25 protein-coding genes and 3 tRNA genes are annotated in these 23,358 nt (G+C 65.2%); 13 read left to right on the top strand and 15 right to left on the bottom strand.

Going from position 1 to position 23,358, the window contains the following annotated elements; translation table 11 throughout:
- The first annotated feature begins 94 nt into the window (after window positions 1-94).
- Window positions 95-170: transfer RNA gene (locus H9654_RS15670), tRNA-Ala, on the top strand.
- A gap of 47 nt (window positions 171-217) precedes the next feature.
- Here H9654_RS15670 and H9654_RS15665 read toward each other — a convergent pair.
- Window positions 218-388 carry a hypothetical protein gene (locus H9654_RS15665; RefSeq protein ID WP_191771707.1) on the bottom strand — a complete coding sequence of 57 codons (171 nt, stop codon included), beginning with the start codon at window positions 386-388 and terminating at the stop codon, window positions 218-220.
- A 156-nt stretch (window positions 389-544) separates the two neighbouring features.
- Here H9654_RS15665 and H9654_RS15660 point away from each other — a divergent pair, with 156 nt between their 5' ends.
- Window positions 545-1,000 carry a hypothetical protein gene (locus tag H9654_RS15660; RefSeq protein ID WP_182656705.1) on the top strand — a complete coding sequence of 152 codons (456 nt, stop codon included), beginning with the start codon at window positions 545-547 and terminating at the stop codon, window positions 998-1,000.
- 61 nt (window positions 1,001-1,061) lie between these two features.
- On the opposite strand, the gene H9654_RS17910 is transcribed toward H9654_RS15660, so the two are convergent.
- Complete coding sequence (locus tag H9654_RS17910) at window positions 1,062-1,193, bottom strand: hypothetical protein (RefSeq protein WP_263615091.1); 132 nt, start codon at window positions 1,191-1,193, stop codon at window positions 1,062-1,064.
- 159 nt (window positions 1,194-1,352) lie between these two features.
- Between H9654_RS17910 and H9654_RS15655 the strand changes: the two genes are divergently transcribed.
- The 8 genes from H9654_RS15655 (at window position 1,353) to dxs (ending at window position 8,900) form a co-directional block, all read left to right on the top strand.
- Window positions 1,353-1,428: transfer RNA gene (locus H9654_RS15655), tRNA-Phe, on the top strand.
- A 336-nt stretch (window positions 1,429-1,764) separates the two neighbouring features.
- Window positions 1,765-1,977 carry a ParD-like family protein gene (locus H9654_RS15650; protein ID WP_191771706.1) on the top strand — a complete coding sequence of 71 codons (213 nt, stop codon included), beginning with the start codon at window positions 1,765-1,767 and terminating at the stop codon, window positions 1,975-1,977.
- On the top strand, window positions 1,974-2,741 hold the full coding sequence (map, locus tag H9654_RS15645) for a type I methionyl aminopeptidase (RefSeq protein WP_191771705.1): 768 nt from the start codon (window positions 1,974-1,976) through the stop codon (window positions 2,739-2,741). The genes H9654_RS15650 and map overlap by 4 nt, the downstream gene beginning before the upstream one ends.
- Before the next feature lie 339 nt (window positions 2,742-3,080).
- On the top strand, window positions 3,081-3,632 hold the full coding sequence (locus H9654_RS15640; RefSeq protein WP_191771704.1) for a lipocalin family protein: 552 nt from the start codon (window positions 3,081-3,083) through the stop codon (window positions 3,630-3,632).
- Window positions 3,633-3,802: 170 nt separating this feature from the next.
- On the top strand, window positions 3,803-4,279 hold the full coding sequence (locus tag H9654_RS15635; protein ID WP_191771703.1) for an LEA/WHy family protein: 477 nt from the start codon (window positions 3,803-3,805) through the stop codon (window positions 4,277-4,279).
- 57 nt (window positions 4,280-4,336) lie between these two features.
- Window positions 4,337-6,127 carry an acyl-CoA dehydrogenase C-terminal domain-containing protein gene (locus H9654_RS15630; RefSeq protein WP_191771702.1) on the top strand — a complete coding sequence of 597 codons (1,791 nt, stop codon included), beginning with the start codon at window positions 4,337-4,339 and terminating at the stop codon, window positions 6,125-6,127.
- Window positions 6,128-6,222: 95 nt separating this feature from the next.
- On the top strand, window positions 6,223-6,888 hold the full coding sequence (locus tag H9654_RS15625) for an HNH endonuclease (protein ID WP_057507973.1): 666 nt from the start codon (window positions 6,223-6,225) through the stop codon (window positions 6,886-6,888).
- Between the two features lie 104 nt (window positions 6,889-6,992).
- On the top strand, window positions 6,993-8,900 hold the full coding sequence (dxs, locus tag H9654_RS15620; RefSeq protein ID WP_191771726.1) for a 1-deoxy-D-xylulose-5-phosphate synthase: 1,908 nt from the start codon (window positions 6,993-6,995) through the stop codon (window positions 8,898-8,900).
- A gap of 100 nt (window positions 8,901-9,000) precedes the next feature.
- On the opposite strand, the gene H9654_RS15615 is transcribed toward dxs, so the two are convergent.
- From H9654_RS15615 to H9654_RS15605, 3 genes are all read right to left on the bottom strand, one after another.
- Complete coding sequence (locus tag H9654_RS15615) at window positions 9,001-9,579, bottom strand: DUF3011 domain-containing protein (RefSeq protein ID WP_225212108.1); 579 nt, start codon at window positions 9,577-9,579, stop codon at window positions 9,001-9,003.
- Window positions 9,580-9,737: 158 nt separating this feature from the next.
- Window positions 9,738-9,941 (bottom strand): hypothetical protein, encoded by a 204-nt coding sequence (locus H9654_RS15610; protein ID WP_042612980.1) that lies wholly within the window; start codon window positions 9,939-9,941, stop codon window positions 9,738-9,740.
- A gap of 165 nt (window positions 9,942-10,106) precedes the next feature.
- Window positions 10,107-10,310 (bottom strand): hypothetical protein, encoded by a 204-nt coding sequence (locus tag H9654_RS15605; protein WP_191771701.1) that lies wholly within the window; start codon window positions 10,308-10,310, stop codon window positions 10,107-10,109.
- A 373-nt stretch (window positions 10,311-10,683) separates the two neighbouring features.
- Between H9654_RS15605 and H9654_RS15600 the strand changes: the two genes are divergently transcribed.
- Both H9654_RS15600 and H9654_RS15595 read left to right on the top strand, forming a co-directional pair.
- Window positions 10,684-10,917 (top strand): DUF1653 domain-containing protein, encoded by a 234-nt coding sequence (locus tag H9654_RS15600; protein WP_191771700.1) that lies wholly within the window; start codon window positions 10,684-10,686, stop codon window positions 10,915-10,917.
- Window positions 10,918-10,969: 52 nt separating this feature from the next.
- Window positions 10,970-11,746 (top strand): transporter, encoded by a 777-nt coding sequence (locus H9654_RS15595; protein WP_191771699.1) that lies wholly within the window; start codon window positions 10,970-10,972, stop codon window positions 11,744-11,746.
- A gap of 309 nt (window positions 11,747-12,055) precedes the next feature.
- Here H9654_RS15595 and H9654_RS15590 read toward each other — a convergent pair whose 3' ends face one another.
- Window positions 12,056-13,393 carry an MFS transporter gene (locus tag H9654_RS15590; RefSeq protein WP_101100744.1) on the bottom strand — a complete coding sequence of 446 codons (1,338 nt, stop codon included), beginning with the start codon at window positions 13,391-13,393 and terminating at the stop codon, window positions 12,056-12,058.
- Between the two features lie 331 nt (window positions 13,394-13,724).
- Between H9654_RS15590 and H9654_RS15585 the strand changes: the two genes are divergently transcribed.
- The gene (locus H9654_RS15585) at window positions 13,725-15,452 is read left to right on the top strand and encodes a putative bifunctional diguanylate cyclase/phosphodiesterase (RefSeq protein WP_225212107.1); all 1,728 of its coding nucleotides are present in this window, start codon (window positions 13,725-13,727) and stop codon (window positions 15,450-15,452) included.
- A 135-nt stretch (window positions 15,453-15,587) separates the two neighbouring features.
- On the opposite strand, the gene H9654_RS15580 is transcribed toward H9654_RS15585, so the two are convergent.
- The 9 genes from H9654_RS15580 to thrS form a co-directional block, all read right to left on the bottom strand.
- A tRNA-Pro gene (locus H9654_RS15580) sits at window positions 15,588-15,664 on the bottom strand.
- A gap of 68 nt (window positions 15,665-15,732) precedes the next feature.
- Window positions 15,733-16,089 (bottom strand): MerR family transcriptional regulator, encoded by a 357-nt coding sequence (locus H9654_RS15575; protein ID WP_042612987.1) that lies wholly within the window; start codon window positions 16,087-16,089, stop codon window positions 15,733-15,735.
- Complete coding sequence (locus H9654_RS15570; RefSeq protein WP_042612988.1) at window positions 16,070-16,369, bottom strand: integration host factor subunit alpha; 300 nt, start codon at window positions 16,367-16,369, stop codon at window positions 16,070-16,072. Before H9654_RS15570 ends, H9654_RS15575 begins: the two co-directional genes overlap by 20 nt.
- Window positions 16,370-16,397: 28 nt before the next feature.
- Complete coding sequence (gene pheT / locus H9654_RS15565) at window positions 16,398-18,779, bottom strand: phenylalanine--tRNA ligase subunit beta (RefSeq protein WP_191771698.1); 2,382 nt, start codon at window positions 18,777-18,779, stop codon at window positions 16,398-16,400.
- 71 nt (window positions 18,780-18,850) lie between these two features.
- Window positions 18,851-19,846, bottom strand: a complete 996-nt coding sequence (locus H9654_RS15560; protein WP_042612989.1) for a phenylalanine--tRNA ligase subunit alpha — start codon at window positions 19,844-19,846, stop codon at window positions 18,851-18,853.
- Between the two features lie 189 nt (window positions 19,847-20,035).
- Window positions 20,036-20,395, bottom strand: a complete 360-nt coding sequence (gene rplT, locus H9654_RS15555) for a 50S ribosomal protein L20 (protein ID WP_003484828.1) — start codon at window positions 20,393-20,395, stop codon at window positions 20,036-20,038.
- Between the two features lie 11 nt (window positions 20,396-20,406).
- Window positions 20,407-20,604 carry a 50S ribosomal protein L35 gene (rpmI, locus tag H9654_RS15550; protein ID WP_002811096.1) on the bottom strand — a complete coding sequence of 66 codons (198 nt, stop codon included), beginning with the start codon at window positions 20,602-20,604 and terminating at the stop codon, window positions 20,407-20,409.
- 249 nt (window positions 20,605-20,853) lie between these two features.
- Window positions 20,854-21,396 carry a translation initiation factor IF-3 gene (gene infC / locus H9654_RS15545; protein WP_080335080.1) on the bottom strand — a complete coding sequence of 181 codons (543 nt, stop codon included), beginning with the start codon at window positions 21,394-21,396 and terminating at the stop codon, window positions 20,854-20,856.
- A gap of 48 nt (window positions 21,397-21,444) precedes the next feature.
- Window positions 21,445-23,346: a threonine--tRNA ligase gene (gene thrS, locus H9654_RS15540; RefSeq protein ID WP_191771697.1), complete on the bottom strand. Its 1,902-nt coding sequence runs from the start codon at window positions 23,344-23,346 to the stop codon at window positions 21,445-21,447.
- Window positions 23,347-23,358 lie beyond the last annotated feature (12 nt).

Below are 23,358 nucleotides of genomic sequence, written 5' to 3'. Positions count from 1 at the left end.
GCTTTGGCTGCGCAGGCGCGTCGATGCCCCACTTTCTGTCCGCACGTGCGGGCTTGGCAAGCCTCTGGCAGTTGGATAGACTCAGTTCCACTGTGGGGCCATAGCTCAGCTGGGAGAGCGCGTCGTTCGCATCGACGAGGTCAGGAGTTCGATCCTCCTTGGCTCCACCACGAATTGAAACGAAAAGCCCCGGGATCGCTCCCGGGGCTTTTCTCGTTCAGGCCGGCTCGCCGCTGCCGTCCTTGCGGTCAGGCTTCTTGGTGTGGTCATCACGGACCTTCTGGTCCTGCTGTCCCTGGCGCTGCTTCGCCACGTCGTCCTGGCGCTGGTCCTGCTGGCTTTCCTGTACGCCTGCGCGGTCTTCCTGCTCGTTCTTTTCGGTACCCATTCTGCGTGCCTGCTCGTTGTGGTGTGTCGTGGCACTCAACGCTATCGGCGCCGCCGTGATGTGCAGATCACGAGGCCGTGGCCACCCGTTCAGCGTGGTTGGCGCGGTCACCTGCGCGCGGCACAATGGCGGTCCACACTGGAACAAGGATGTCCCATGCGCTTCGCCCTGCTGCTCCCTGTCCTGCTGCTCAGCGCGGGCTGTGCCCACCGCAGCGTCACCGCCCCGCCGATGACGGCCGCTGGCCTGATCACCCCGGCCGAAGCCGTGCATGCCGCCAACGATGATCCGCGCAACGGTATCAGTGGCACCTTCCTGGTCACCGTGCGCAATATCGACCTCACCGGGCACGGGCTGTACCTCAACAGCGAAACCGACTATCGCCACCAGGCCAACCTCACCGTGTGGCTGGCAGCCGACCAGGCCGATGCGCTGCGGGCACAGCTGGACAACCTGCCACTGGAACGCTTGGTCAACCGCCGCCTGCTGGTGCAGGGCACGGCGCGCCGCGCGAAGATCGTCTTCAGCACGGATGGCATCCCCAGCGACAAGTATTACTACCAGACCCAGCTGCGCCTGAACGACCCGCGCCAGGTCCGCTTCGCGCCCTGAAACTGCTCTTTCCAGCTTGACCACCCGCTTGCCGAAGTTGCGTCCCCGCATCGCCAACGCCTCAGGGTAGTGACGGCCGCTGGCCGTCATTGCTGGTCACGGCCAGCAGCGGCAGCACCGCATCGAAGACCTTGCCGCCCCACGTTTTCGAGACGTCGATGTCTGCCAGAGATGTCTGCCAGAACGGCTGCACCCATGCATGCTGCCAACAACGAAGGATCAAGCACTTGCGCGCGCAGCCGCGATGCGGAGACACCATTGTGAAGTTTTTTATTCAAAAAGCTTGCCCAAACCGCGTGAGCTCCGTAATATGCGCCTCCTCGGCAGCGACATCGCTGCCAACGAAACAAGTGGCCGAGTAGCTCAGTTGGTAGAGCAGGGGATTGAAAATCCCCGTGTCGGCGGTTCGATTCCGTCCTCGGCCACCATAGTTTTCAAAGGGTCTGCAGAAATGCAGGCCCTTTTTTTTTCGCCTGTTGCGCCGGCTCTGCACGGATGGGCAGTGCGGCCTGCATTCAAATGCCGCACATGGCGTCCTCGCTCAGTGCGCGTTCGTCATCGTAGTGGATCGACCCTGCAGGTAAGCGGCAGCTGCACCACCGGGCATTGTTGGTGCGCGGGCTTTCGAATATCTCAGCCGCCGTTCTAGTCGTTGGAAGCGTCGTGATGCGAGCACGCAAGCGGCCTTTTGAGCCTGCAGGCTTCGCCTTGCAAGCCATATACGCAGCATATACGATTCGTATATATCCAAAAGAGTCCCGCCCATGGGCATCGTCAACATCGACGACGAACTGCACGACCAGCTCCGCCGCGCCTGCACCGTCAGCCATCGTTCGATCAATGCCCAGGCCAACTTCTGGATCAAGATCGGCATGCTCTGCGAACTGCACCCGGAACTGAGCTACCAGCAGATCGCCGCCGAGCAGCTGCGCAGCGCCGGCGTGCAGACACCGCGGCTGGCCGAGCGACACACATGATCAAGTCCGCGCAGGACATCGAACGGATGGCGCAATCCGGCGCGCTGCTGGCCCAGGTGTTCGATCACCTCGATACGCTGGACCTGCGCGGCCGCAGCACGATGGACATCAACGACCTGGTCGAGCGGATGATCGTCGACGACCTGCAGGCGCGTCCGGCCAGCAAGGGCCAGTACGACTTCCCGTTCGTGCTCAACACCTCCATCGACGACGTGGTCTGCCATGGCGTGCCCTCTGCCGACGACGTGCTGCGCGAAGGGCAGATCGTCAATCTGGACATCACACTGGAAAAGAACGGGTTCATCACCGATTCCAGCACCACCTATCTGGTCGGCGAGGTGCCCTACCCGGCCCGGCGGCTGGTGCAGGCGACGTACCAGGCCATGTGGAAAGGCATCGCCGCAGTACGTCCCGGCGCACATACCGGAGACATCGGCCATGCCATCGCCCGTTTCGCGCGCGAACAGGGCTATACCGTGGTCAAGGAATACTGCGGCCATGGGATTGGCCGTGAAATGCACGAAGAACCGCAGATCCTGCATTACGGCCACCGCGGTACCGGGGTGGAGCTGCAGGAAGGCATGGTGTTCACCATCGAACCGATGCTGAACCAGGGCAAGGCGGCGATCCGCCACCAGCCCGACGCGTGGCCGGTGCACACGCGCGACGGCAAACGCTCCGCCCAGTTCGAACACACCGTGGCGGTTACATCCACCGGGGTGCGCGTGCTGACGTTGCGCAAGGGCGAGCGCGCGCCGAAGTAACTGCTTCAAGAGACAGCCCCGCCGCACCGGTTCCCGCGTGTCCCCGCCCCGGGCGACGACACGCAGCAGCCTGGATCAGGCCGGACCGAACCCGCGGGTGGTCTTCTTTTCGTTCTTGTCCGCCTTCTTTTCCTTGGCGGTCTTGGCAGGTTTCTTCTTCTGCTCTTTCTTCTTGTCCAGACCCTTGCTCATTGCGGCATTCCTTTTGTCGGTAGCGACGGCGCGAGCATGCCACATCTGCCAGCTGCCAAGGCGCCGGGACGCCTTTCGCGACGTGCTTCACGTCACCCTCGGCGCGGCAACCGCTAAGCTCGAGCGGTCGCCACACGAGCCATGCCGATGCCAACCCTGCCTACCCTTCGCCGCGCCTGTGCCCTTGCCCTGCTGCTGCCACTGGCCAGCCTCGCCCACGGCGCCGAACCGGTGCGCGCGGTGGCCGCGCTGGATATCGACCGCTACGCCGGGCAGTGGCACGAAATCGCCCATCTGCCGGTGTCGTTCCAGAAGAAATGCGTCGGCGACATCACCGCCACCTATGGGCTGCGCAGCGATGGCCGCATCTCGGTGCTCAACGGCTGCCGCGTGGAAGACGGCACACGCATCCAGGCCGAAGGCGTCGCCCGCCCGGTAAAGGGCGAACCGGGTCAGCTGGAGGTCCGCTTCGCCCCGGATTGGCTGTCCTGGTTGCCGCTGGTATGGGCCGATTACTGGGTGATCGCACTGGACCCGGACTACCAATGGGCGGTGGTCGGCGAGCCGGACCGCAAGTACCTGTGGATCCTGTCGCGCTCGCCGAGCATGCAACGCGGGCAGTTCGAAGCGCTCAAGGCGCGCGCCGAAGCGATGGGCTACGACCTGGCCCCGTTGAAGGTGCTCGCGCCACTGCGCTGACCCGCCGGCCGCGCCGCGCGCTGCCCAAGCCCGCCTGACGCCCCCGTGCCCGCACGCTGCCACTGGCAGCGGCGCGCGTTAATCTCTGCCGTTCAGGTGAAGGCCTGTGCACGCCACCATACGCCGTAGTATCTTTCTCTCCACGCACCCCTTCCGCGAGGACCTGCGCCATGCTCCGCCGCTTCCGTTCCATCCTGATCGTCCTGTCCGTCCTCGCCCTTGCCGCCTGTGGCGAAAAGGTGGTCAAACGCGTTTCCGAACCGGCCAGCAGCCTGCAGCAATTGACCGTCAACGCCGATGGCAGCTGGAAGGTGGCCCTGCGCCTGCAGAACTTCAGTTCCATGCCGATGCGCTTCGATGACATCGCCCTGAAGCTCTCGGTCGGCGATGCCGAGGCCGGCACGCTGAGCGCCAAGCCCGGCGTATCGATCGGCGGCACATCGGCCGATGTGATCGAACTGCAGCTGCAGCCAGCCGCCCAGGCCCGCCTGATCGTGGCCGACGCACTGGCCAGCAACCACACCCTGGCCTATAGGCTGGAAGGTTCGGTGTCGGCCACGCCGGAAGAAAAGAAGCAACGCACGTTCCAGATCAACAACCGCAGCACCCTCAACCACGCCCCGGGCCTGCCCGGCGTGTTGCGCTGAGGCGAGCACCGTCATCGCCGCGCCACGCCCCCGCCCCCTGATCGAGATGCTTCAACGATGAGCAGCTATACCGCCCCGCTTTCCGACCTGCGTTTCGCCCTGCACGACGTGCTCAAGGTCGAGCCGCTGTTCGCCCGCCTGGGCTTCACCGACGCCACTGCCGACGTAGTGGATGCCGTGCTGGAAGAAGCCGGCCGCTTAAGCGCCTCGGTGCTGGCACCGCTGAACAGCGTGGGCGATGAAGTGGGCTGCGTGCTCGACCAGGCCAGCGGCGAGGTCACCACCCCGCCGGGCTTCAAGGCGGCCTATGACCAGTTCGTGGAAGGCGGCTGGACCGGCCTGACCGCCTCGCCGGAAGTCGGTGGACAGGGCCTGCCGCACACTCTGGGCGTGCCGCTCAACGAGATGATCAACGGCGCCAACCTGGCCTGGGGCAACTTCCCGCTGCTCTCGCATGGTGCGATCGAGGCGCTGAAACAGCATGGCGAAGCGTGGCAGCACGACGCCTTCCTGAAGCCGCTGATCGAAGGCCGCTGGACCGGCACCATGTGCCTGACCGAACCGCACTGCGGCACGGACCTGGGCCTGTTGAAGACCAAGGCCGAGCCGAATCCGGACGGCAGCTACCGCATCACCGGCACCAAGATCTTCATCACCGCCGGCGAGCACGACCTGACCGACAACATCGTGCACCTGGTGCTGGCCAAGCTGCCCGATGCGCCCCCGGGTGCGAAGGGCATTTCGCTGTTCGTCACCCCGAAGTTCAAGGTCGACCGCGAAGGGAACGTCGGCGAGCGCAACGCACTGCGCTGCGGTTCGATCGAACACAAGATGGGCATCAAGGGATCCGTCACCTGCGTGATGAACTTCGACGGCGCCGAAGGTTACCTGGTCGGCCAGCCGCACAAAGGCCTGCAGGCGATGTTCACCATGATGAACACCGCACGCCTGGGGGTGGGCCTGCAGGGCATCGGCCTGTCCGAGCGCGCCTACCAGAACGCGCTTAAATATTCGCGCGAGCGTCTGCAGTCGCGTTCGCTGAGTGGGGCCAAGTTCCCGGACAAGCCGGCCGACCCGATCCTGGTGCACCCGGACGTGCGCCGCATGCTTCTGACGATCAAATCCCTGGTGGAAGGCAGCCGCCTGCTGGCACTGCACGCGGCGACCCTGATCGACGTGGCGCACAGCGCCCAGGACCCGGCCGAGCGCGAACGCGCAGACACCCTGGTGAGCTTCCTGACGCCGATTTCCAAGGCATGCCAGACCGAATGGGGCATCGAGAACACCTACAACGCACTGCAGTGCTTTGGTGGCCATGGCTACATCCGCGAACACGGCATGGAGCAGCTGGCCCGCGATGCGCGCATCACCACGTTGTATGAAGGCACCACCGGCATCCAGGCGCTGGACCTGATCGGCCGCAAGACCGCCTCCAGCCAGGGCGCGGGCCTGAAGCTGTTCCTGGCCGAGATCGAAACGTTCGCCAAGGCGCATGAGAGTGATGAGACGCTGGCGGAGTTCATCGCACCGCTGCGGACGAAGGCTGCCGAATGGGGTGGGCTGACGATGGACGTGCTGAAGCGCGCGGCTGCCAACCCGGATGAGCTGGGTGCCGCCAGCCACGATTACCTGTTCTATTCCGGGTATGTGGTGCTGGCATACTGGTGGGCCCGCAGCGTGGCCGCAGCCGATGCCAGCAGCCAGACGGCCGCGTTCAAACAGGCCAAGCGGGAGACCGCGCGGTTCTACTTCGCGCGCGTGCTGCCGCGCACGCTGGGCCACGCCGCCGCCATCCAGGCCGGTGCCGATTCGCTGATGGCGATGGACGACGCGCGCTTCGGCGCCTGAGCCGGGGAAAGGCGTGACGGCCAGCGGCCGTCACTGCCGAGTTCGGCGCCGGGAATACACAAAATGCAAACATTAGGGTATAAGCTGTTATCCCGATGGAGACAGACACTACACGCTTGGGTCTGATCACTACCGGAGCTGCCTTTCCCGCTCCGGACGCCGGGTCATCGCCCGAGCCCAGCCCCCTGCACCGCCCCGGCAGCGTCCGCCTGCTTTCCCTCGATGCCCATGGCCGGGTCCTTGATTGGATCAACTGGCAGGATGCCTCCTGCCTGTATGCGCGTGGCGCAGTGGCCTGGACCCTGGGCGACCCCTGCCTGCACATTCATGGCGGGACCAACCGGCTGAGCGGGCTGCGCAGCGGCCTGGACCTGCATCCGATCATCGCCACTCGTGGCCATGCGCGTTCCCGCGCCCCCGACCCCACCCCCAACCTCACCAACGCCGCGCTGTTCGCGCGCGATGCGCATCTTTGCCTGTACTGCGGCCAACAGCATTCGCGACCGGTTCTCACCCGCGACCACGTGATGCCGCTGTCCAAGGGCGGCCTGGACGTCTGGGAAAACGTGGTCACCGCCTGCTTCCACTGCAACTCGCGCAAGAGCAACCGGACCCCGCAGCAAGCGGGCATGCCCTTGCTGGCCGTGCCTTTCCGGCCGAGCTGGATCGAACACCTGATCCTCTCCAACCGCAATATCCTGGCCGATCAGATGACGTTCCTGAAGGCACAGCTGCCGAAGAAGTCGAAGCTTTCCGCGTGAATCCGCGCGCGCCCAAACTCACTGCGCGATCACGCGTCTCGGGGTCTGCTTGCTCCACCCCGGTTTGAGCGCGAAAATAGCCGGTCAGCACAAGTACGAACATGATGATCGACTCTGCCCGCTATCCCCGCCTCTCGCGCATCCAGACACCGGAAGAACTGCGCACGTTCGACGAATCCGAACTGAGGGCCATCGCCGACGAATTGCGCGCCTACCTGATCGAATCGGTCGGCCGCAGCGGGGGGCACTTTGCTGCCGGCCTGGGCGTCATCGAACTCACCGTGGCGCTGCACTACCTGTACCAGACGCCGCATGACCAGCTGGTCTGGGATGTAGGCCACCAGACCTACCCGCACAAGATCCTCACCGGCCGCCGCGACCAGATCCACACGGTCAAGCAGAAGGACGGCGTGGCGCCGTTCCCGAAGCGCGAGGAAAGCGAGTTCGACACCTTTGGCGTCGGCCATTCGTCGACCTCCATTTCCGCCGCGCTGGGCATGGCGATCGCACGCCAGCGCGAGGGCGATGACCGTCGCGTGGTGGCGGTGATCGGCGATGGCGCGATGACCGCCGGCATGGCGTTCGAAGCGCTGATGCACGCCGGCGGCATGGAGCCGGAGCCGAACCTGCTGGTGATCCTCAACGACAACAACATGTCGATCTCCGAGGCCGTCGGCGGGCTGACCAAGGTGCTCGGCCGCGCCACCGGCAGCCGCACGCTCAATGCGCTGCGCGAAGGCGGCAAGAAGATCCTCGGTGACAAGCGCAACAACCCGGCGCGCTTCGTCAAGCGCTGGGAAGAACACTGGAAGGGCATGTTCGTGCCCTCCACCATGTTCGAAGAGATGGGCTTCCACTACACCGGCCCGATCGACGGCCATGACATGCCGGCCCTGCTGTCCACGCTGAAGACGCTGCGGACGCTGAAAGGCCCGAAGCTGCTGCACGTGCTGACCACCAAGGGCAAGGGCTACGAGCCGGCCGAAGGCGACCAGATCGGCTACCACGCGGTGGGTCCGTTCGACCCGGTGAAGGGCCTGGTGGCCAAGGGCGGGGCGAAGAAGCCGACCTACACCGATGTGTTCAGTGACTGGCTGTGCGACGCCGCTGCCGCCGACCCGCGCATGCACGCCATCACCCCGGCAATGCGCGAAGGCTCCGGCCTGGTGCGCTTCAGCCGCGAGTATCCAGAACGCTACTTCGATGTGGCCATTGCCGAACAACACGCAGTGACGCTGGCCGCCGGCATGGCGACCCAGGGTGCAAAGCCGGTGGTGGCGATCTACTCCACCTTCCTGCAGCGCGCCTACGACCAGCTGGTGCACGATGTGGCGATCCAGAAACTGGACGTGCTGCTCGCCATCGACCGTGCCGGCGTGGTTGGCCCGGACGGCGCCACCCATGCCGGCAACCTGGACCTGAGCTTCCTGCGCTGCGTGCCGAACATGGTGGTGATGGCCCCGTCCAACGAAGCCGAATGCCGGCAGATGCTGAGCACCGGCCTGCAGTACGCCGGGCCGGCCGCGGTGCGCTACCCGCGCGGCAGCGGCACCGGCGTGGACGCTGGCAGCGATCTGTCCACCCTGCCGATCGGCAAGGGCGAGATCCGCGTGGAAGGCAGCCGCGTGGCCCTGCTGGCCTTCGGCAGCACCGTGCCGGCGGCCGAGGAAGTGGGCCGTGCACTCGGCCTGACCGTGGTCAACATGCGCTTCATCAAGCCGCTGGATCGCGAGCTGGTGCTGCAGCTGGCCGCACGCCACGAGGGCTTCGTCACCATCGAAGACAACGTGGTGGCCGGCGGTGCCGGCTCGGCCGTGGCCGAACTGCTGAGCGCCGAGGACGTGCTGAAGCCGATCCTGCACCTGGGCCTGCCCGACAGCTTCCAGCATCACGCCAGCCGCGAAGACCTGCTGGGCGAAGCAGGCATCGATGCGGCGGGTATCCGTGCAGCCGTACTGAAGCGCTGGCCGACCTTGCAGGCCGGCAGCGCGCCGCTGAGCGCGGCGGGCTGACCACGTTACTGACGGCCACTGGCCGTCAGCTGTTGCCGGGGTGGGTGACGACCGTCGGTCGTCACGCTCTGGCCGCTGCGCGGCCAGATAACCCGTGCGGTCAACGCACCATGAACTGCCCGCGGCAGCCATTGCTGACCCATACGCCGTTGCGATCCCAGCCCCAGCTCTGGCCTTCGATGCAGGCCGTGCCGGACTTCTGCTTCACCAGCCGCGCATCCTGGCGGATGGTCACGTTGCAGCGGCGCTGGCGACGATCATTGGAATCGCAGTCGATCACCTGGCCGGACGAACCCCAGCCATTGCCGTTGCCATGGCCACCGCCCCAATTGCCCCCGCCGTGGCCGGGTCGCGACGGACGCCCACGTTCACCGACGAACTCCGCGCGGCAGCCATTGCTGACCCACACGCCATCGCGCGACTGACCCCAGCTGCGGCCTTCCACGCAGGCGGCACCGGACAGCTGGCGGACCAGCCGTGCGCGGCCGTCCAGACGGCATTCCTGGTTGCGGTTCTTGACCGACTCACAGCGGATGGTATTGCCCCCGTTGTAGCCTTGGCGATCGCTGTCGCGATACTGCGCCTGCGCGGAGCCGGCAAGGCCCGCGCCAACCAGCAAGGGGAGACAGACGGCCCACAGCATCGAAGGGCGGCGCGAAACAGACAGTTCCTGGGTCATCGTGGTGCGTCCTGGTGTGGCGGATGAGCCGAGCATGGCGCAACCGGAGGGCCGCGCAAAGATAGCCCGCATACCCTCGGTCGCTGCCCATTCAAGTAGGCGAGCGGAAGCTGAACGGGTTCACCCGGTCTGCGCTCCGGCACTCGGCGCCCCCGGCGTCAACCGTAGCTGACGGTATCGACGAAGGCGTCGCTGACCTCCACGCGCACCGAGCAGGCCTGCCCGGTACGGGTGTGCAGCTCACGGGCCAGCGCATCGGCGAAATCAAACGCCGCACTGCCTTCGTGGAAGGAAATGGCTTCCGGCTTCTGCGGATGCAGCACGCGCCAATGGCGCTGCTCGTTCTGGACGCGGATCAACATAAGGTCTCTCTCTCCATGATCGGACGGGGTGCCAACCAGGTCGACGATCGCGGGTAGCGGCCTTGCCACCCCGGTTCTTCGCCTGACCCATGACACCAATGGCCCCCGCCAGTTACGGAGGCTAGGGCATATTCGAGTCGCACGGCATCAGGGTTTTCTGAAATTTCACTCGAAGCGGAGTGCCTCCACGACCGTGCCAAAGGCAGCCACCTGCACCGTCACCGCTGTGCCGGTCCGGCCGTGATGGTCCAGGGCCAGCGCTGCGGCGGCATCGAATGCCTCTTTTCCGCAGATGAAATTCCGCGAGCGCTCCCAGCTGGGATGCACGACACGCCAGTGGCGGCTGATGTTCTGGACGACGATGACCATGGACGGGGCTCCGGAGTGCAGGGGGCGCCATAAGCGACAGCGCCATGCATGCAGCCTAGGTCGCCGCCCCTGGGCGACCCATCGTTCCGGTCCGAATTGCCCTGCCCTCACATGGCTGACGCTGTTCACGAGCCCGATTCCGTGATGCTTGTCACGGCGCTTTAACCATTTCACACTACGTACACCTTAGGGGGCCCCTTCCACATGCGCACCTTTCTGTACCAGCGTCCTTCCCTGCTCAAGTTCTACTTCGGCGCCAGCTATGTGATCCTCGTCGAGGAGCTGATCCGAGCATCGTTGTTCTGACACGGCGGTGGACGCCGCGCCCGGCGCATTGAACAATCCCTTGCTCCAATGCCTGCGTGAGTGTTCCATGTCCGACCTGCCTGCCCTGCCCGTCCTGCAACCCGGCCGCTACCGCCATTTCAAAGGCGGCCTGTACGAAGTCGTGGACGTGGTCCGCAGCAGCGAGACCCTGCAGCCGATGGTGCTTTACCGCGCACTGTACGGCGAAGGTGGCCTATGGGTGCGCCCCTATGCGATGTTCGTGGAACAGGTGAACCTCGCCGGTGGCAACCAGCCGCGTTTCGCCCGCCTCGACGATTGACCGTCAGGCCGACACCGCCGCATGATCGGCGCATCTCCTGGCGGATGTCCCGATGCGTAGCGCGTGCCTGGCCGTGATGGTTTGTTCCATCCTCTTCGTCAGTGGTGCCGTGCAGGCACAACAGGCCGACGAACCGCCGTCGTTTGATCGCCCCGGCATCGGCCTGGGCACCGGTATCGTGCCGCGCGGCGCGCTGGCACTGGAGCTTGGACTTCCCTCCCATGAACGCGATCGCGATGCCGATGGTCTTCGCACCGAACAGCTCTCCGGCGAGGTGACGCTGCGCACCGGCCTGTTTGAACGCTGGGAACTGCAGTTTTCCGGATCGCCTTGGCAGCGCCAGCGCAGCCGTTTACCCGGCATGGCCAGCACGCGCACACAAGGCGGCGGCGATGCACAGCTCGCCCTGAAGTGGGCACCGCCGACCGGTAGCGAGACCGACCGCTGGGCACTGCTGGGGTCGGCCACGGTGGCACGCGGCGATGCGGCGTTCAGCGAGGGGCGCCAGTACGCGCTGGCAGGCAGTTATGAGCATGACTTCAGCGACCACTGGACCGGTGCACTGTATGCCAGCCACAGCCGCGGTGACGGCGAGCGCAGCACGGTGTGGTCGCCCAGCGTATCGCTGGCCCTTACGCCCCGGCTGTCTGCATTCGTGGAGGCTGGGGTGACCAGGTCACACGGCGAGCCACGGGAGACGGTGGCCGGTGGCGGGGTTACCTGGATGTGGACCGATCGGGTCCAGTTGGATGCATCGCTTGATGCCGGACTGGATGCCCACAGCCCGGACCTGCAGGCCGGGCTCGGGATCTCCGCTTACTTCGATTAAGCGTACCGACGACGGTCAGCACGTCAGCCAGGCTTTACCACGGTGCGAACATGGTGACCCCTACGATGACCAGCACCACGGCCAACGCAATCATCAGGTAATGGCTCTGGCGCCAGGACGGTTTCGGTTTTCCAGGGGTATTCATGGGTAGTGCTCCAATGCGTTGGCTTACCCCCACAGAGTGCGTTACGGCCGGCATCGACGAAGTGCACGCCGCGTGCAGGCCGCGTCAGCATCATGCCTTGCCTGCCTGCACGAAAAAGGCCCGCGCTTCACGCGCGGGCCTCTCGTTCCTGCCTCAGTGCGGCTTTATCTGCGGGTGCCGTCCAGCCAGTTCGGTCCCTTGTTCTTCAGGAAGAAGATGTAGACCACCAGCGACACCGCGATCACTGCGGTGATGTAGATGACGAACTCATTTACCCGACCGGCCTTCAGCGCGCCCTGGTACAGCAGCGGCGCGGTGCCGCCAAACAGCGAGTTGGCAAGCGCGTAGCCCAGGCCGACGCCCAGTGCGCGGATGTGCGCCGGGAACAGTTCAGCCTTCACCACCGCGTTGATCGACGTGTAACCGGTGAGGATCACGAAACCGGTGGCCAGGATCAGGAACGCCGACAGCGCCGAGGTCTGCTGCGGCAGTGCGGTGACCAGGTACCAGGTGTACAGCACGCCACCGACACCGAAGAACACCAGCAGGCTCTTGCGACCGATGCGGTCGGACAACAGGCCACCCAGCGGCTGCAGCAGCATCAGGAAGGTCAATACACCCAGGTTGATCAGCGTGCCGGTGATCACATCGTCGCCGGCGAAGGCGGTCTGGATCATCTTAGGGCCGTTGATGGTGTAGGTGTAGAACGCGACCGTACCACCGGCGGTGATCAGGAAGCACAGCAGCAGCGGACGCCACTGGTTGACGAACAGTTCGCGCATCGAACCACTGGCCTTGGCCTTGCCATCCTTCGCTGCTTCGATCGATTCCGCGCTCAGCGATTCATCCATCGTACGACGCAGCCAGAACACCACCAGCGCCCCGATGCCACCGATGCCGAAGGCCACGCGCCAGCCCCATTCGGAAACGTGCGAGGTGTCCCAGGACAGCAGCATCACCAGCAGCACGGCCTGCGCCAGCACGTGCCCACCCACCAGGGTGACGTAATGGAAGGAGGACAGGAAACCGCGCCAGCCGGGCACGGCCGCTTCGGACATGTAGGTGGCACTGGCGCCATACTCACCGCCGGTGGCGAAGCCCTGCAGCAGGCGTGCGAACAGCAGGATCACCGCCGCCCAGATGCCGATGGACGCCGCAGTGGGCGCGATGGCGATCAGGAAGGAACAGGCAGCCATCACGCTGACCGATACGGTAAGCGCAAGGCGGCGGCCGTAACGGTCGGCGAACCGTCCGAAGTACCACGCACCGATGGGACGCATGAGGAAGGTGGCGGCGAAGATGCCCCAGATGTACATGGTGGAGTTCTTGTCGTCGGCCGAGAAGAACTGCGATTCGAAGTACTTGGCGAACACCGAATAGACGTAGACGTCGTACCACTCGACCAGGTTGCCGGCCGAGCCTTTCAGCGTATTGGACACCGAACGTTTCAGCGCGGCGCGCTCCGAAACGGGCGATGCCGCAGTGGATTGGGAAATGCTCATGGGGGAAAACGGCCCTCAGGTTGAGCCCCCTCGGGAGGGGGGCATTGGATCCGGCGCTGCCGGCGACGCGCAATGGCGCCGCCAGCTGGGTTGCCGAGGCAAGTACCTTACCTGAGGACGACGTGAAACACCGTTACACCTTCGGGCTATGGCATTTACCGGTCGGCTGCGCCCGCGACCGGTCGATTTTCGCTGAATGCGCGAAGGTGCAGATCGTGGACACCACGTTGATGCGGCCGGGCGCATCCTGTCATTCGTTACCAGCGCGTGAGTGCGCCGAGCACCTCTTCCCATGCCGCAGCTGTCAGAGGAATTGAAAGTCCAGGAAAGGATGACCGCCGTAGGCGCCCTCCAGGTGCTGGATGCGGCAGCGGGCGCGTCATTGGACCGCATCACCCGCTTGGCGGCCTTCGCATTCGATACACCGGTGGCCTTCGTTTCCATCGTCGGCGTGGATAACCAGCGCTTCATCTCACGGGTCGGGCTGGAGATCAGCGGAACCGACATCCGCTCCTCCGTCTGCTCCTATACCATCACCTCACCTGACGTGATGGTGGTCAGCGACCTGCGTGCCGATCCGCGATTCGTGGAAAACGGCCTGGTCTGCGGTCCACCGCATCTTCGCTTCTATGCGGGCGCGCCGTTGATCGCCAAGAATGGCGTGGCAATCGGCGCCATCTGCGTCATGGGCGCCGAACCGCGCGAGCTCAGCGAAGACGAACGCCAGCACCTGAAAACGCTGGCCGCCATGGCGATGAGCCAGTTGGAACTGCGGCGCCTGTCCGGCCGCCAGGATCCGGTCAGCGGCCTGTCCAACCGCCACCAGTTCCATATCGACTATGACGGGCTGGTAGCGCGCGCAACCTCCGGAACGATGTACGCCGTCATGCTGGACGTGCTGGACGTGCCGCGTCTGGACGAAGCCGGCCAGGCACTCGGCCTGCCGCCGCTGGAGGCGATGATCCACCGCTCCGGTGTGCGCCTGCGCGTGGCGTTGGAAGACATCACCGACATCTATCACGTCGGCGTGAGCCGCTTTGCGTTCCTGATCGACCTGCTCACGCCCGACGACGTGGAGGCGCTGTTGCTGGAATTGAAGCAGCGGGTTATCCGCCCGGTAATGGCCGCCGCGGTGCCGATGTCGCCACAGTTCCATGCCGGCATCTGCGCCTTCGATCCCAGCACCGACAGCAGTAATGACGTGCTGCGCAAGCTGCTGGTGGGCGTGCAGGCGGCGATCAGCAGCCGCCACGATTTCTGCTGGTATTCCGAGCGCCGCGACGAGCTGCTGCGGCGTGGCTACCGGCTGGCCGCCGATGCCGAACGCGGCCTTCGCCGTGAAGAGTTCTATCTGCTGTTCCAGCCGCGCGTGGATACGCTGACCGGCGCGGTGGTGTCGGCCGAAGCGCTGATCCGCTGGAACCATCCGCGGCTGGGTCCCGTCGGCCCGGCCGAGTTCATTCCGGTGTTCGAACGCACTGCGCTGATGCCGGCGGTCAGCGACTGGGTGGTGGACGCGGCGCTGGATCAGCTGGCGGCGTGGCAGCGCGAGGCTCTTTCGTTGGGCATGTCGATCAACCTGGCCGCGTCCGATCTGTCCACCGAAGGTATGGCCGAGCGTCTGCTGCAGAAGCTGGCTGCGCGTGGCCTGCCCCCGAACCTGCTGGAAATCGAGATCACCGAAGGCGAATGGCTGCGTGCCAATACGGTCGCCGGCGACCAGCTGGCGTGCCTGGCCGGGGTGGGCGTACGCGTGGCGATCGATGACTTCGGCAGCGGCTACAGCAACTTCGGCTATCTCTCACGGCTGCCGATTTCCACCATCAAGATGGACAAATCACTGGTGGACCACCTGGCCGATGACCCGGGCGCACGGCTGAAGGCGAAGGCCATCATCGAGCTGGCCAAGGGCCTGGGCTACACCACCGTGGCCGAAGGCGTGGAAAGCCTGGAGCAGCAGCAGGTGCTGACCGAACTGGGCTGTGACCAGCTGCAGGGGTACCTGTTCGCCGAACCCCTGGCGGCGCACGAACTGGCGTCGATGATGGCCCGGTCGTGACGGCCACCTTCGGTGGGTGACGACCATTGGTCGTCACGCTCTCGGCCTGCCGCTGCGCTCGGCGAGCACGGCTCGCGCTACCAATAAAACGAAAAAGGCCCGCGCATTGCTGCACGAGCCTCTTCTTCATCACAGTGGTCGGGACGGCCGGATTCGAACCGACGACCCTCTGCCCCCCAGGCAGATGCGCTACCAGGCTGCGCTACGCCCCGAATATCTGCGATGTTGCCCCGCCGTTGAAGCGGGCCGTGAAGTATAGCGGATCAACGCGAAAAAAGAATCAGCGGCGAAGCAGTTGCAGCACTTCTTCCAGTTCCACGCGGACCTGCTTGATGATCTGCTGGCTGAGCGCGGCCTCGCCACGCGCATCGGCGCCATCCAGCCGCAACCGCGCCCCGCCGATGGTGTAGCCCTGTTCGTACAGCAGGCTGCGGATCTGCCGGATCATCAGCACGTCATGGCGCTGGTAATAGCGACGGTTGCCGCGACGTTTGGCCGGCTCCAGGCTGGGAAACTCGGTCTCCCAGTAGCGCAGCACGTGCGGCTTGACGTCGCACAGCTCACTGACCTCACCGATGGTGAAGTAGCGCTTGGCCGGTATCGGCGGAAGCTCTCTGTTACTGCCCGGATCCAGCATACGCTTCCACCCTTTCCTTGAGCTTCTGGCCCGGACGGAAGGTGACCACCGTGCGGGCGGAAATCGGAATTTCCTCACCGGTCTTCGGGTTGCGACCCGGGCGCTGGTTCTTGCGCCGCAGGTCGAAGTTGCCAAAGCCGGACAGCTTTACCTGACGTCCATGTTGCAACGCTTCACGCAGCACATCGAAGAACGCATCGACGAATTCCTTGGCCTCACGCTTGTTCAAGCCGACTTCGTCGAACAGTTTTTCGGCCATTTCAGCCTTGGTCAGTGCCATCGCCTGCTTACCCCTGGGTGCTGCCCGCTCAACCGCGGATCCGGGCGTGGTGTTCACGCTCGATGGCAGCGACCACCTCGGTCACCACCGCGTCCACGTCGCGGTCCGTCAGAGTGCGCGACTTGTCCTGCAAAATCAAGCCCATAGCGAGACTCTTGAAGCCCGGCTCGACCCCCTGCCCGACATATCGGTCGAACAGGTTCAGCTCGCGCAGCAGGGGCCCGGCGGCCAGTCGGACCGTAGCGGCCAGATCGGTCCAGGCGACCGCATCGGGGGCCAGCACGGCCAGGTCGCGACGCACCGCCGGGAAACGCGAAAGCTCGCTGGCACGCGGCAGTTCGCGGACGGCCAACGGCGCCAGGTCCAGCTCCAGGGCGTAGACGTCCACATCGATGTCCATCGCCTTGGCCAGGCGCGGGTGGATCTGCCCGATCCAGCCCAGGCGGACATCGCCGCGGTAGACATCGGCCGAACGCGCCGGATGCCCGTAGGGCTGGGCCGAGGGTTTGAAGCTCAGCTCGGCGCCACTGGCGGCGGCCAATGCTTCCAGGTCGCCCTTCAGGTCGTGGAAGTCGACCTTGCGTGCGGCCAGGCCCCACTGCTCGGCGTCGGCGTCACCACATACCGCGGCGGCCACGCGCTGGGTTTCCAGCGGCGCCGGCGCGCCTTCACCGGCCTGCGCGGCAAACGCGCGGCCGATCTCGAACAGGCGCACGCGGCCGGCCTGGCGGGCCACGTTGCGGCCCAGCGTGGCGACCAGGCCCGGCAGCAGCGCCGGACGCATCACCGCCAGTTCGGCCGACAGCGGATTGGCCAGCGGCACCAGGTTGTCGACCAGCTGCCACTGCTGCAGCAGCTGCGCATCGACGAAGGCGAAGTTGATGGTTTCCTGCAGCTCGCGCGCCAGCAGTTGGCGACGCACGCTGAGTTCTTCCAGGCGGGTTTCGCTGGGCATCGCCACGCGCGAAGCACCGCCGGGCAGCGTGGTCGGGATCTGCTCGTAACCGTGGATACGGGCCAGTTCTTCGATCAGGTCTTCTTCAATGGCGATGTCGAAACGACGGCTCGGTGCGGTGACCTGCCACCCCTCGCCGGCGCCCACCACCTCCATGCCCAGCGCGCGCAGGATGCGCTCCACTTCGGCGTCTTCGATGGTGATGCCCAGCACGCGGGTGATGCGTGCGCGGCGCAGCGTGATCGGCGTCGGCGACGGCAGGTCGTCTGCGCGCAGCGCTTCGGTCACTGCAGAAGCGGTGCCGCCAGCCAGTTCCAGCACCAGCGCGGTGGCGTGCTCGATGGCCGCACGCGGCAGCGCCGGGTCCACGCCACGTTCGAAGCGATGGCCGGCATCGGTGTGCAGGCCCAGCTTGCGGCCGCGGCCCATGATCGCCGCCGGCGCGAAGTGGGCCGCTTCCAGGAAGACATCGGTGGTGGCGTCCGTCACGCGGGTGTCGAAGCCGCCCATCAGGCCGGCCAGGCCGACCGGACGGTCCGCATCGGTGACCACCAGGAAGCTGTCGTCCAGCGCGGCGTCGCGGCCATCGAGCAGCTTCAGGGCTTCGCCCGCGCGCGAGCGGCGCACGCCGATCGGCCCGCTCAGCGTGCCGAGGTCGTAGGCATGCATCGGCTGGCCAAGGTCCAGCATCACGTATTGGGTGATGTCCACCAGCAGCGACACCGGACGCACGCCACTGCGGCGCAGCCGCTCGGCCATCCACAGCGGGGTCCTGGCGGCGGCATTGACCCCTTCGATGACCCGGCCCAGATAGCGCGGCGCTTCGGCGCCGGCATTGAGTTCGATCGCCAGCTCACGCGAGCCGGTGGCCGGCACCGCATCGGCGGCGAACGGCACCACCTCGCTGCGGGTGGCCGCGGCCACGTCGAACGCAATACCGCGCACGCTGAAGCAGTCGGCGCGGTTGGGGGTCAGCTTGATCTCGATGCTGCTGTCGGGCAGGCCGAGATACTCGACCAGCCCCTGCCCCACCGGTGCGTCATCGGGCAGTTCGAACAGGCCCGACGCGTCGCTGTCCAGTCCCAGTTCCTTGGCCGAACACAGCATGCCGTTGGAGTCCACGCCACGCAGTTTGGCGGCACTGATCTTCAACGCGCCGATCTGTGCACCGACCATCGCCAGCGGCGCGACCAGGCCCGGACGCGCGTTCGGCGCGCCGCAGACGATCTGCAGCAGTTCGCCGCGGCCGGCATCGACCTGGCAGATCTGCAGGCGGTCGGCTTCGGGGTGGCGCACGGCCTCCACGATACGCGCGACGACCACGTGATCCAGGCCACCGCCGAGCGCGTCGACCTCTTCCACTTCCAGGCCGATGGCGGTCAGCACGGCGCTGAGCTCATCGCGCGAGGCGGTGGTGGGGACATGGCTGCGCAGCCAGTTTTCAGAGAATTTCATGAGGTTCAACCTGGTTGAATGGAGCAACCGAGCAACAGCCGCCGAGCATGGCTCGGCGCTACGGATCGGGATTACGCGAACTGCTTCAGAAAGCGCACGTCGTTCTCGAAGAACGCGCGCAGGTCGTTCACGCCGTAGCGCAGCATCGCGAACCGCTCCACGCCCAGGCCGAAGGCGAAGCCGGTGTAACGCTCCGGATCGATGCCAACGCTGCGCAGCACGTTCGGGTGCACCATGCCGCAGCCCAGCACTTCCAGCCAGCGGGTGCTGCCATCGGGCTGCTGCCAGGCGATGTCCACTTCCGCACCCGGTTCAACGAAGGGGAAGTAGCTGGGACGGAAACGCATCTCGAAATCGCGCTCGAAGAACGCGCGCACGAACTCGGACAACGTGCCCTTGAGATCGGCGAAGTTGGAGTGCTCGTCCACCAGCAGGCCTTCGACCTGGTGGAACATCGGCGAATGGGTCTGATCGCTGTCGCTGCGGTAGACCTTGCCGGCGGCAATCATGCGCAGCGGCGGCGCGTGCTCGCCCATGTAGCGCACCTGCACCCCGGAGGTATGCGTGCGCAGCAGGCGGCCATCGCCAAAGTAGAAGGTGTCGTGCATCGCACGCGCCGGATGGTGCGGCGGGAAGTTCAGCGCTTCGAAGTTGTGCCAGTCGTCCTCGATTTCCGGGCCTTCGGACAACTCGTAGCCCAGGCGGCCGAAGATCTCGGTGATGCGCTCCAGCGTGCGGGTCACCGGGTGCAACCCACCCCGGCCGCCGCGACGGCCCGGCAGGGTGATGTCGATGGCTTCAGCGGACAGGCGCGCATCCAGAGCGGCGTCTTCGAGTACCGCCTTGCGCTCGGCCAGCGCCGTGGTCAGCGTGTCGCGTGCGCGGTTGATCGCTTCGCCGGCGGCCTTGCGCTCGTCGGCCGGCAAGGCGCCAAGCTGCTTCAGCTGCGAGGTGATGCTGCCACTCTTGCCCAGCAGGGCCACGCGCAGCTGTTCCAGCGCATCGGGGCTCTGGGCGGCAGCCACATCGGCCAGTGCCTGGGCGGTCAGGGATTGGATGTCACTCATGGGGTGCCGGAACCTCGGGTCGGATATGCCCTCGCGATGCGCGAAGGGCCGACCCCCGTCGCCACCGCTGTCCGGCCGCCGCGCGTTGCGCTGGCCACCGCACAAAAAAGAATGGGGAAGGACTTGCGCCCTTCCCCATGCATTGCCTTACCTGCGGGCGTTGCGTCAACGGCAACGACCGAGGAGGACTTATGCCGCCAGAGCGCCCTTGGCTTTTTCAGCCAGCGCGGCAAAACCGGCCGCGTCGTGCACGGCGATGTCTGCCAGCACCTTGCGGTCCAGGGTGATGCCAGCCTTCAGCAGGCCGTTCATGAAACGGCTGTAGCTCAGGCCATTGATGCGGGCCGCGGCATTGATACGGGTGATCCACAGCGAGCGGAAATTACGCTTCTTCTGCTTACGACCGATGTACGCGTACTGCTGGGCCTTGATGACGGCCTGCTTGGCAACGCGGAAGACCTTGCGACGGGCATTGTAGTAGCCCTTCGCCAGAGTCAGGATTTTCTTGTGGCGGCGACGCGCCTGTACGCCACGCTTTACTCGTGCCATGTGTCAGTTCCTCAGAGGTAAGGGAGCATGCGGTCCAGACGGCCGGCGTCTTCTGCGCGGACGTGATTCGTCTGACGCAGGTTACGCTTACGCTTGGTCGCTTTCTTCGTGAGGATATGGCTACGGTTGGCGTGGCCGCACTTGTACTTGCCCGAGGCGGTCTTGCGGAAACGCTTGGCCGCCGCCCGGTTGGTCTTGATCTTGGGCATTGCTATGTCCTTGATGGGATTTGACCCTGGTTTCTGACTGATCTGGCGGTGGCCTGGGCCACTCTTTCCGTCCTGCCATGATCCGCGTACGACCCCTCCTGATGGGTCGAGCCGGCAATCATACAGGGGAAATGGGCCTCGGGCAACGCCATGACGAAGACCGGAGCCAAAAAGCAGAAAGGCGCCAATGGCGCCCTCCTCCCGTTGCATTCAGCCGCCAGGCGCCCGCGAAGGGCAGCCCGTGCCGCCTTATGTCTTCTTCTTCGGAGCAATCATCATCACCATCTGGCGGCCTTCCAGGCGCGGACGGGACTCGATCACGATGTCCTCGCCCAGATCGGTCTCGATCCGGTTGGCCATCTCGCGACCCAGTTCCTGATGGCTCATTTCACGGCCACGGAAGCGGATGTTGACCTTGATCTTGTCGCCCTCTTCGAGGAAACCGCGCATCTTGCGCAGCTTGATCTGGTAGTCGCCCTCGTCCGTGACCGGACGGAACTTCACTTCCTTGATCTCGACCTGCTTGCTCTTCTTCTTGGCTTCGCTGGCTTTCTTCTGGGCTTCGAACTTGAACTTGCCGAAGTCCATCACCTTGCACACCGGCGGATCGGCCTGCGGCTGGATTTCAACCAGGTCCAGGCCTTCTTCCTCGGCCATCGCCAAGGCTTCGTCGCGCGTCAGCACGCCGATCATTTCGCCATCGCTGCCGATCACGCGTACGCGCGGCACGCGGATTTCCTGATTCTTGCGGTTCTGTTTGTTGTCCGGGGTACTGATATTGCAATCTCCCAAGGGTATCGAACCGGTCCGCGCGCCATTGCACACGGACCGGACCTTTGATTACGCGCCCTCGGCCTGCAGCCGTTCAATGAAGGCCTGGAGACTCATGCTGCCCAGGTCCTCGCCGGAACGCGTACGCACCGCCACGGCGCCGTTTTCCTTTTCCCGGTCACCAATGACCAGCAGGTACGGCACGCGCTGAAGCGTGTGCTCGCGAATCTTATAACCGATCTTCTCATTACGCAAATCGGCGACCACGCGGAAGCCTTGATCCGCAAGGGATTTGCGCACCTCGCTCACGTATTCAGCCTGGGCATCGGTAATGTTGGCCACCACCACCTGCGTCGGCGCCAGCCAGGCCGGGAACTGGCCGGCGTGGTGCTCGATCAGGATGCCGATGAAGCGCTCCATCGAACCGACGATCGCCCGGTGCAGCATGACCGGATGCTTCTTCTGGCTGTTCTCATCCACGTACTCGGCGCCGAGGCGGCCGGGCATCATGAAATCGACCTGCATGGTGCCCAGCTGCCAGGTACGGCCGATCGCGTCCTTCAGGTGGTATTCGATCTTCGGACCGTAGAAGGCGCCCTCGCCCGGCAGTTCCTGCCATTCCACGCCGCAGCTGGACAGCGCCGAGCGCAGCGCGCCCTCGGCCTTGTCCCAGGTCGCGTCGTCGCCCAGACGCGATTCCGGACGCAGCGCGATCTTGATCTGGATGTCCTCGAAGCCGAAGTGCTGGTACACCGCCAGCGCCTGCTGGTGGAACGCGGTCACTTCGCCTTCGATCTGCGATTCGGTGCAGAACACATGGCCGTCGTCCTGGGTGAAGCCACGCACGCGCAGGATGCCGTGCAGCGCGCCGGACGGCTCGTTGCGATGGCATGAACCGAACTCACCGTAGCGGATCGGCAGGTCGCGATAGCTGTGCAGGCCCTGGTTGAACACCTGGATGTGGCCCGGGCAGTTCATCGGCTTCACCGCATAGGTGCGCTTCTCCGATTCGGTGAAGAACATGTTCTCCTTGTAGTTGTCCCAGTGGCCGGACTGCTTCCACAGCGACACATCCAGGATCTGCGGGCAGCGCACTTCGCCATAGCCGCTGTTGCGGTAGACGCGGCGCATGTACTGCTCCACCACCTGCCACAGCGCCCAGCCCTTGGGGTGCCAGAACACCAGGCCCGGCGCCTCCTCCTGCAGGTGGAACAGGTCCTGCTGCTTGCCGATGCGACGGTGGTCGCGCATTTCTGCTTCTTCGATGCGCTTGATGTAGGCATCGAGCTGCTTCTTGTCGGCCCAGGCGGTACCGTAGATGCGCTGCAGCTGCTCGTTCTGCGCATCACCGCGCCAGTACGCACCGGAAATGCGGGTCAGCTTGAAGGCCTTCAGGAAGCGCGTGTTGGGCACGTGCGGGCCGCGGCACATGTCCACGTATTCCTGGTGGTAATACATGCCCATGGCCTGGATGTCCGGCGACATGTCCTCGATCAGGCGCAGCTTGTAGTCCTCGCCACGCGCCCTGAAAATTTCCACGACTTCAGCGCGCGGGGTCACCTTCTTGACCACGTCGTAGTCCTGGGCGATCAACTCGCCCATGCGCTTTTCGATCGCCGCCAGGTCATCCGGGGTGAACGGACGCTCGGACTGGATGTCGTAGTAGAACCCTTCGGCGATGACCGGACCGATCACCATCTTGGCGTCCGGGTACAGCTGCTTGACTGCATGACCGACCAGGTGCGCGCTGGAGTGGCGGATGATCTCCACGCCCTCCTCGTCCTTGGCGGTGATGATGCGCAGGGTCGCGTCCTTGGCGATCATATCGCTGGCATCGACCAGCACGCCATCGACCGAACCGGCGATGGTGGCCTTGGCCAGGCCGGCACCGATCGACTGGGCCACCTCCATGACGCTGACGGGATGTTCGAATTCGCGGCGGCTGCCGTCGGGAAGAGTGATCGTGATCATCGAAATGGCTTC

This window comes from Stenotrophomonas lacuserhaii (assembly GCF_014836545.1).
In the GTDB taxonomy this organism is placed as follows: domain Bacteria; phylum Pseudomonadota; class Gammaproteobacteria; order Xanthomonadales; family Xanthomonadaceae; genus Stenotrophomonas; species Stenotrophomonas lacuserhaii.
This window is presented reverse-complemented; position numbering and strand designations above follow the sequence as displayed.

Excerpts from the sequence above, each read along its gene's own strand:
- H9654_RS15665 (WP_191771707.1), bottom strand. The coding sequence starts at position 388 with ATGGGTACCGAAAAGAACGAGCAGGAAGACCGCGCAGGCGTACAGGAA.
- H9654_RS15660 (WP_182656705.1), top strand. The coding sequence starts at position 545 with ATGCGCTTCGCCCTGCTGCTCCCTGTCCTGCTGCTCAGCGCGGGCTGT.
- H9654_RS15650 (WP_191771706.1), top strand. The coding sequence starts at position 1,765 with ATGGGCATCGTCAACATCGACGACGAACTGCACGACCAGCTCCGCCGC.
- map (WP_191771705.1), top strand. The coding sequence starts at position 1,974 with ATGATCAAGTCCGCGCAGGACATCGAACGGATGGCGCAATCCGGCGCG.
- H9654_RS15640 (WP_191771704.1), top strand. The coding sequence starts at position 3,081 with ATGCCAACCCTGCCTACCCTTCGCCGCGCCTGTGCCCTTGCCCTGCTG.
- H9654_RS15635 (WP_191771703.1), top strand. The coding sequence starts at position 3,803 with ATGCTCCGCCGCTTCCGTTCCATCCTGATCGTCCTGTCCGTCCTCGCC.
- H9654_RS15630 (WP_191771702.1), top strand. The coding sequence starts at position 4,337 with ATGAGCAGCTATACCGCCCCGCTTTCCGACCTGCGTTTCGCCCTGCAC.
- H9654_RS15625 (WP_057507973.1), top strand. The coding sequence starts at position 6,223 with ATGGAGACAGACACTACACGCTTGGGTCTGATCACTACCGGAGCTGCC.
- dxs (WP_191771726.1), top strand. The coding sequence starts at position 6,993 with ATGATCGACTCTGCCCGCTATCCCCGCCTCTCGCGCATCCAGACACCG.
- H9654_RS15615 (WP_225212108.1), bottom strand. The coding sequence starts at position 9,579 with ATGACCCAGGAACTGTCTGTTTCGCGCCGCCCTTCGATGCTGTGGGCC.
- H9654_RS15610 (WP_042612980.1), bottom strand. The coding sequence starts at position 9,941 with ATGTTGATCCGCGTCCAGAACGAGCAGCGCCATTGGCGCGTGCTGCAT.
- H9654_RS15605 (WP_191771701.1), bottom strand. The coding sequence starts at position 10,310 with ATGGTCATCGTCGTCCAGAACATCAGCCGCCACTGGCGTGTCGTGCAT.
- H9654_RS15600 (WP_191771700.1), top strand. The coding sequence starts at position 10,684 with ATGTCCGACCTGCCTGCCCTGCCCGTCCTGCAACCCGGCCGCTACCGC.
- H9654_RS15595 (WP_191771699.1), top strand. The coding sequence starts at position 10,970 with ATGCGTAGCGCGTGCCTGGCCGTGATGGTTTGTTCCATCCTCTTCGTC.
- H9654_RS15590 (WP_101100744.1), bottom strand. The coding sequence starts at position 13,393 with ATGAGCATTTCCCAATCCACTGCGGCATCGCCCGTTTCGGAGCGCGCC.
- H9654_RS15585 (WP_225212107.1), top strand. The coding sequence starts at position 13,725 with ATGACCGCCGTAGGCGCCCTCCAGGTGCTGGATGCGGCAGCGGGCGCG.
- H9654_RS15575 (WP_042612987.1), bottom strand. The coding sequence starts at position 16,089 with ATGCTGGATCCGGGCAGTAACAGAGAGCTTCCGCCGATACCGGCCAAG.
- H9654_RS15570 (WP_042612988.1), bottom strand. The coding sequence starts at position 16,369 with ATGGCACTGACCAAGGCTGAAATGGCCGAAAAACTGTTCGACGAAGTC.
- pheT (WP_191771698.1), bottom strand. The coding sequence starts at position 18,779 with ATGAAATTCTCTGAAAACTGGCTGCGCAGCCATGTCCCCACCACCGCC.
- H9654_RS15560 (WP_042612989.1), bottom strand. The coding sequence starts at position 19,846 with ATGAGTGACATCCAATCCCTGACCGCCCAGGCACTGGCCGATGTGGCT.
- rplT (WP_003484828.1), bottom strand. The coding sequence starts at position 20,395 with ATGGCACGAGTAAAGCGTGGCGTACAGGCGCGTCGCCGCCACAAGAAA.
- rpmI (WP_002811096.1), bottom strand. The coding sequence starts at position 20,604 with ATGCCCAAGATCAAGACCAACCGGGCGGCGGCCAAGCGTTTCCGCAAG.
- thrS (WP_191771697.1), bottom strand. The coding sequence starts at position 23,346 with ATGATCACGATCACTCTTCCCGACGGCAGCCGCCGCGAATTCGAACAT.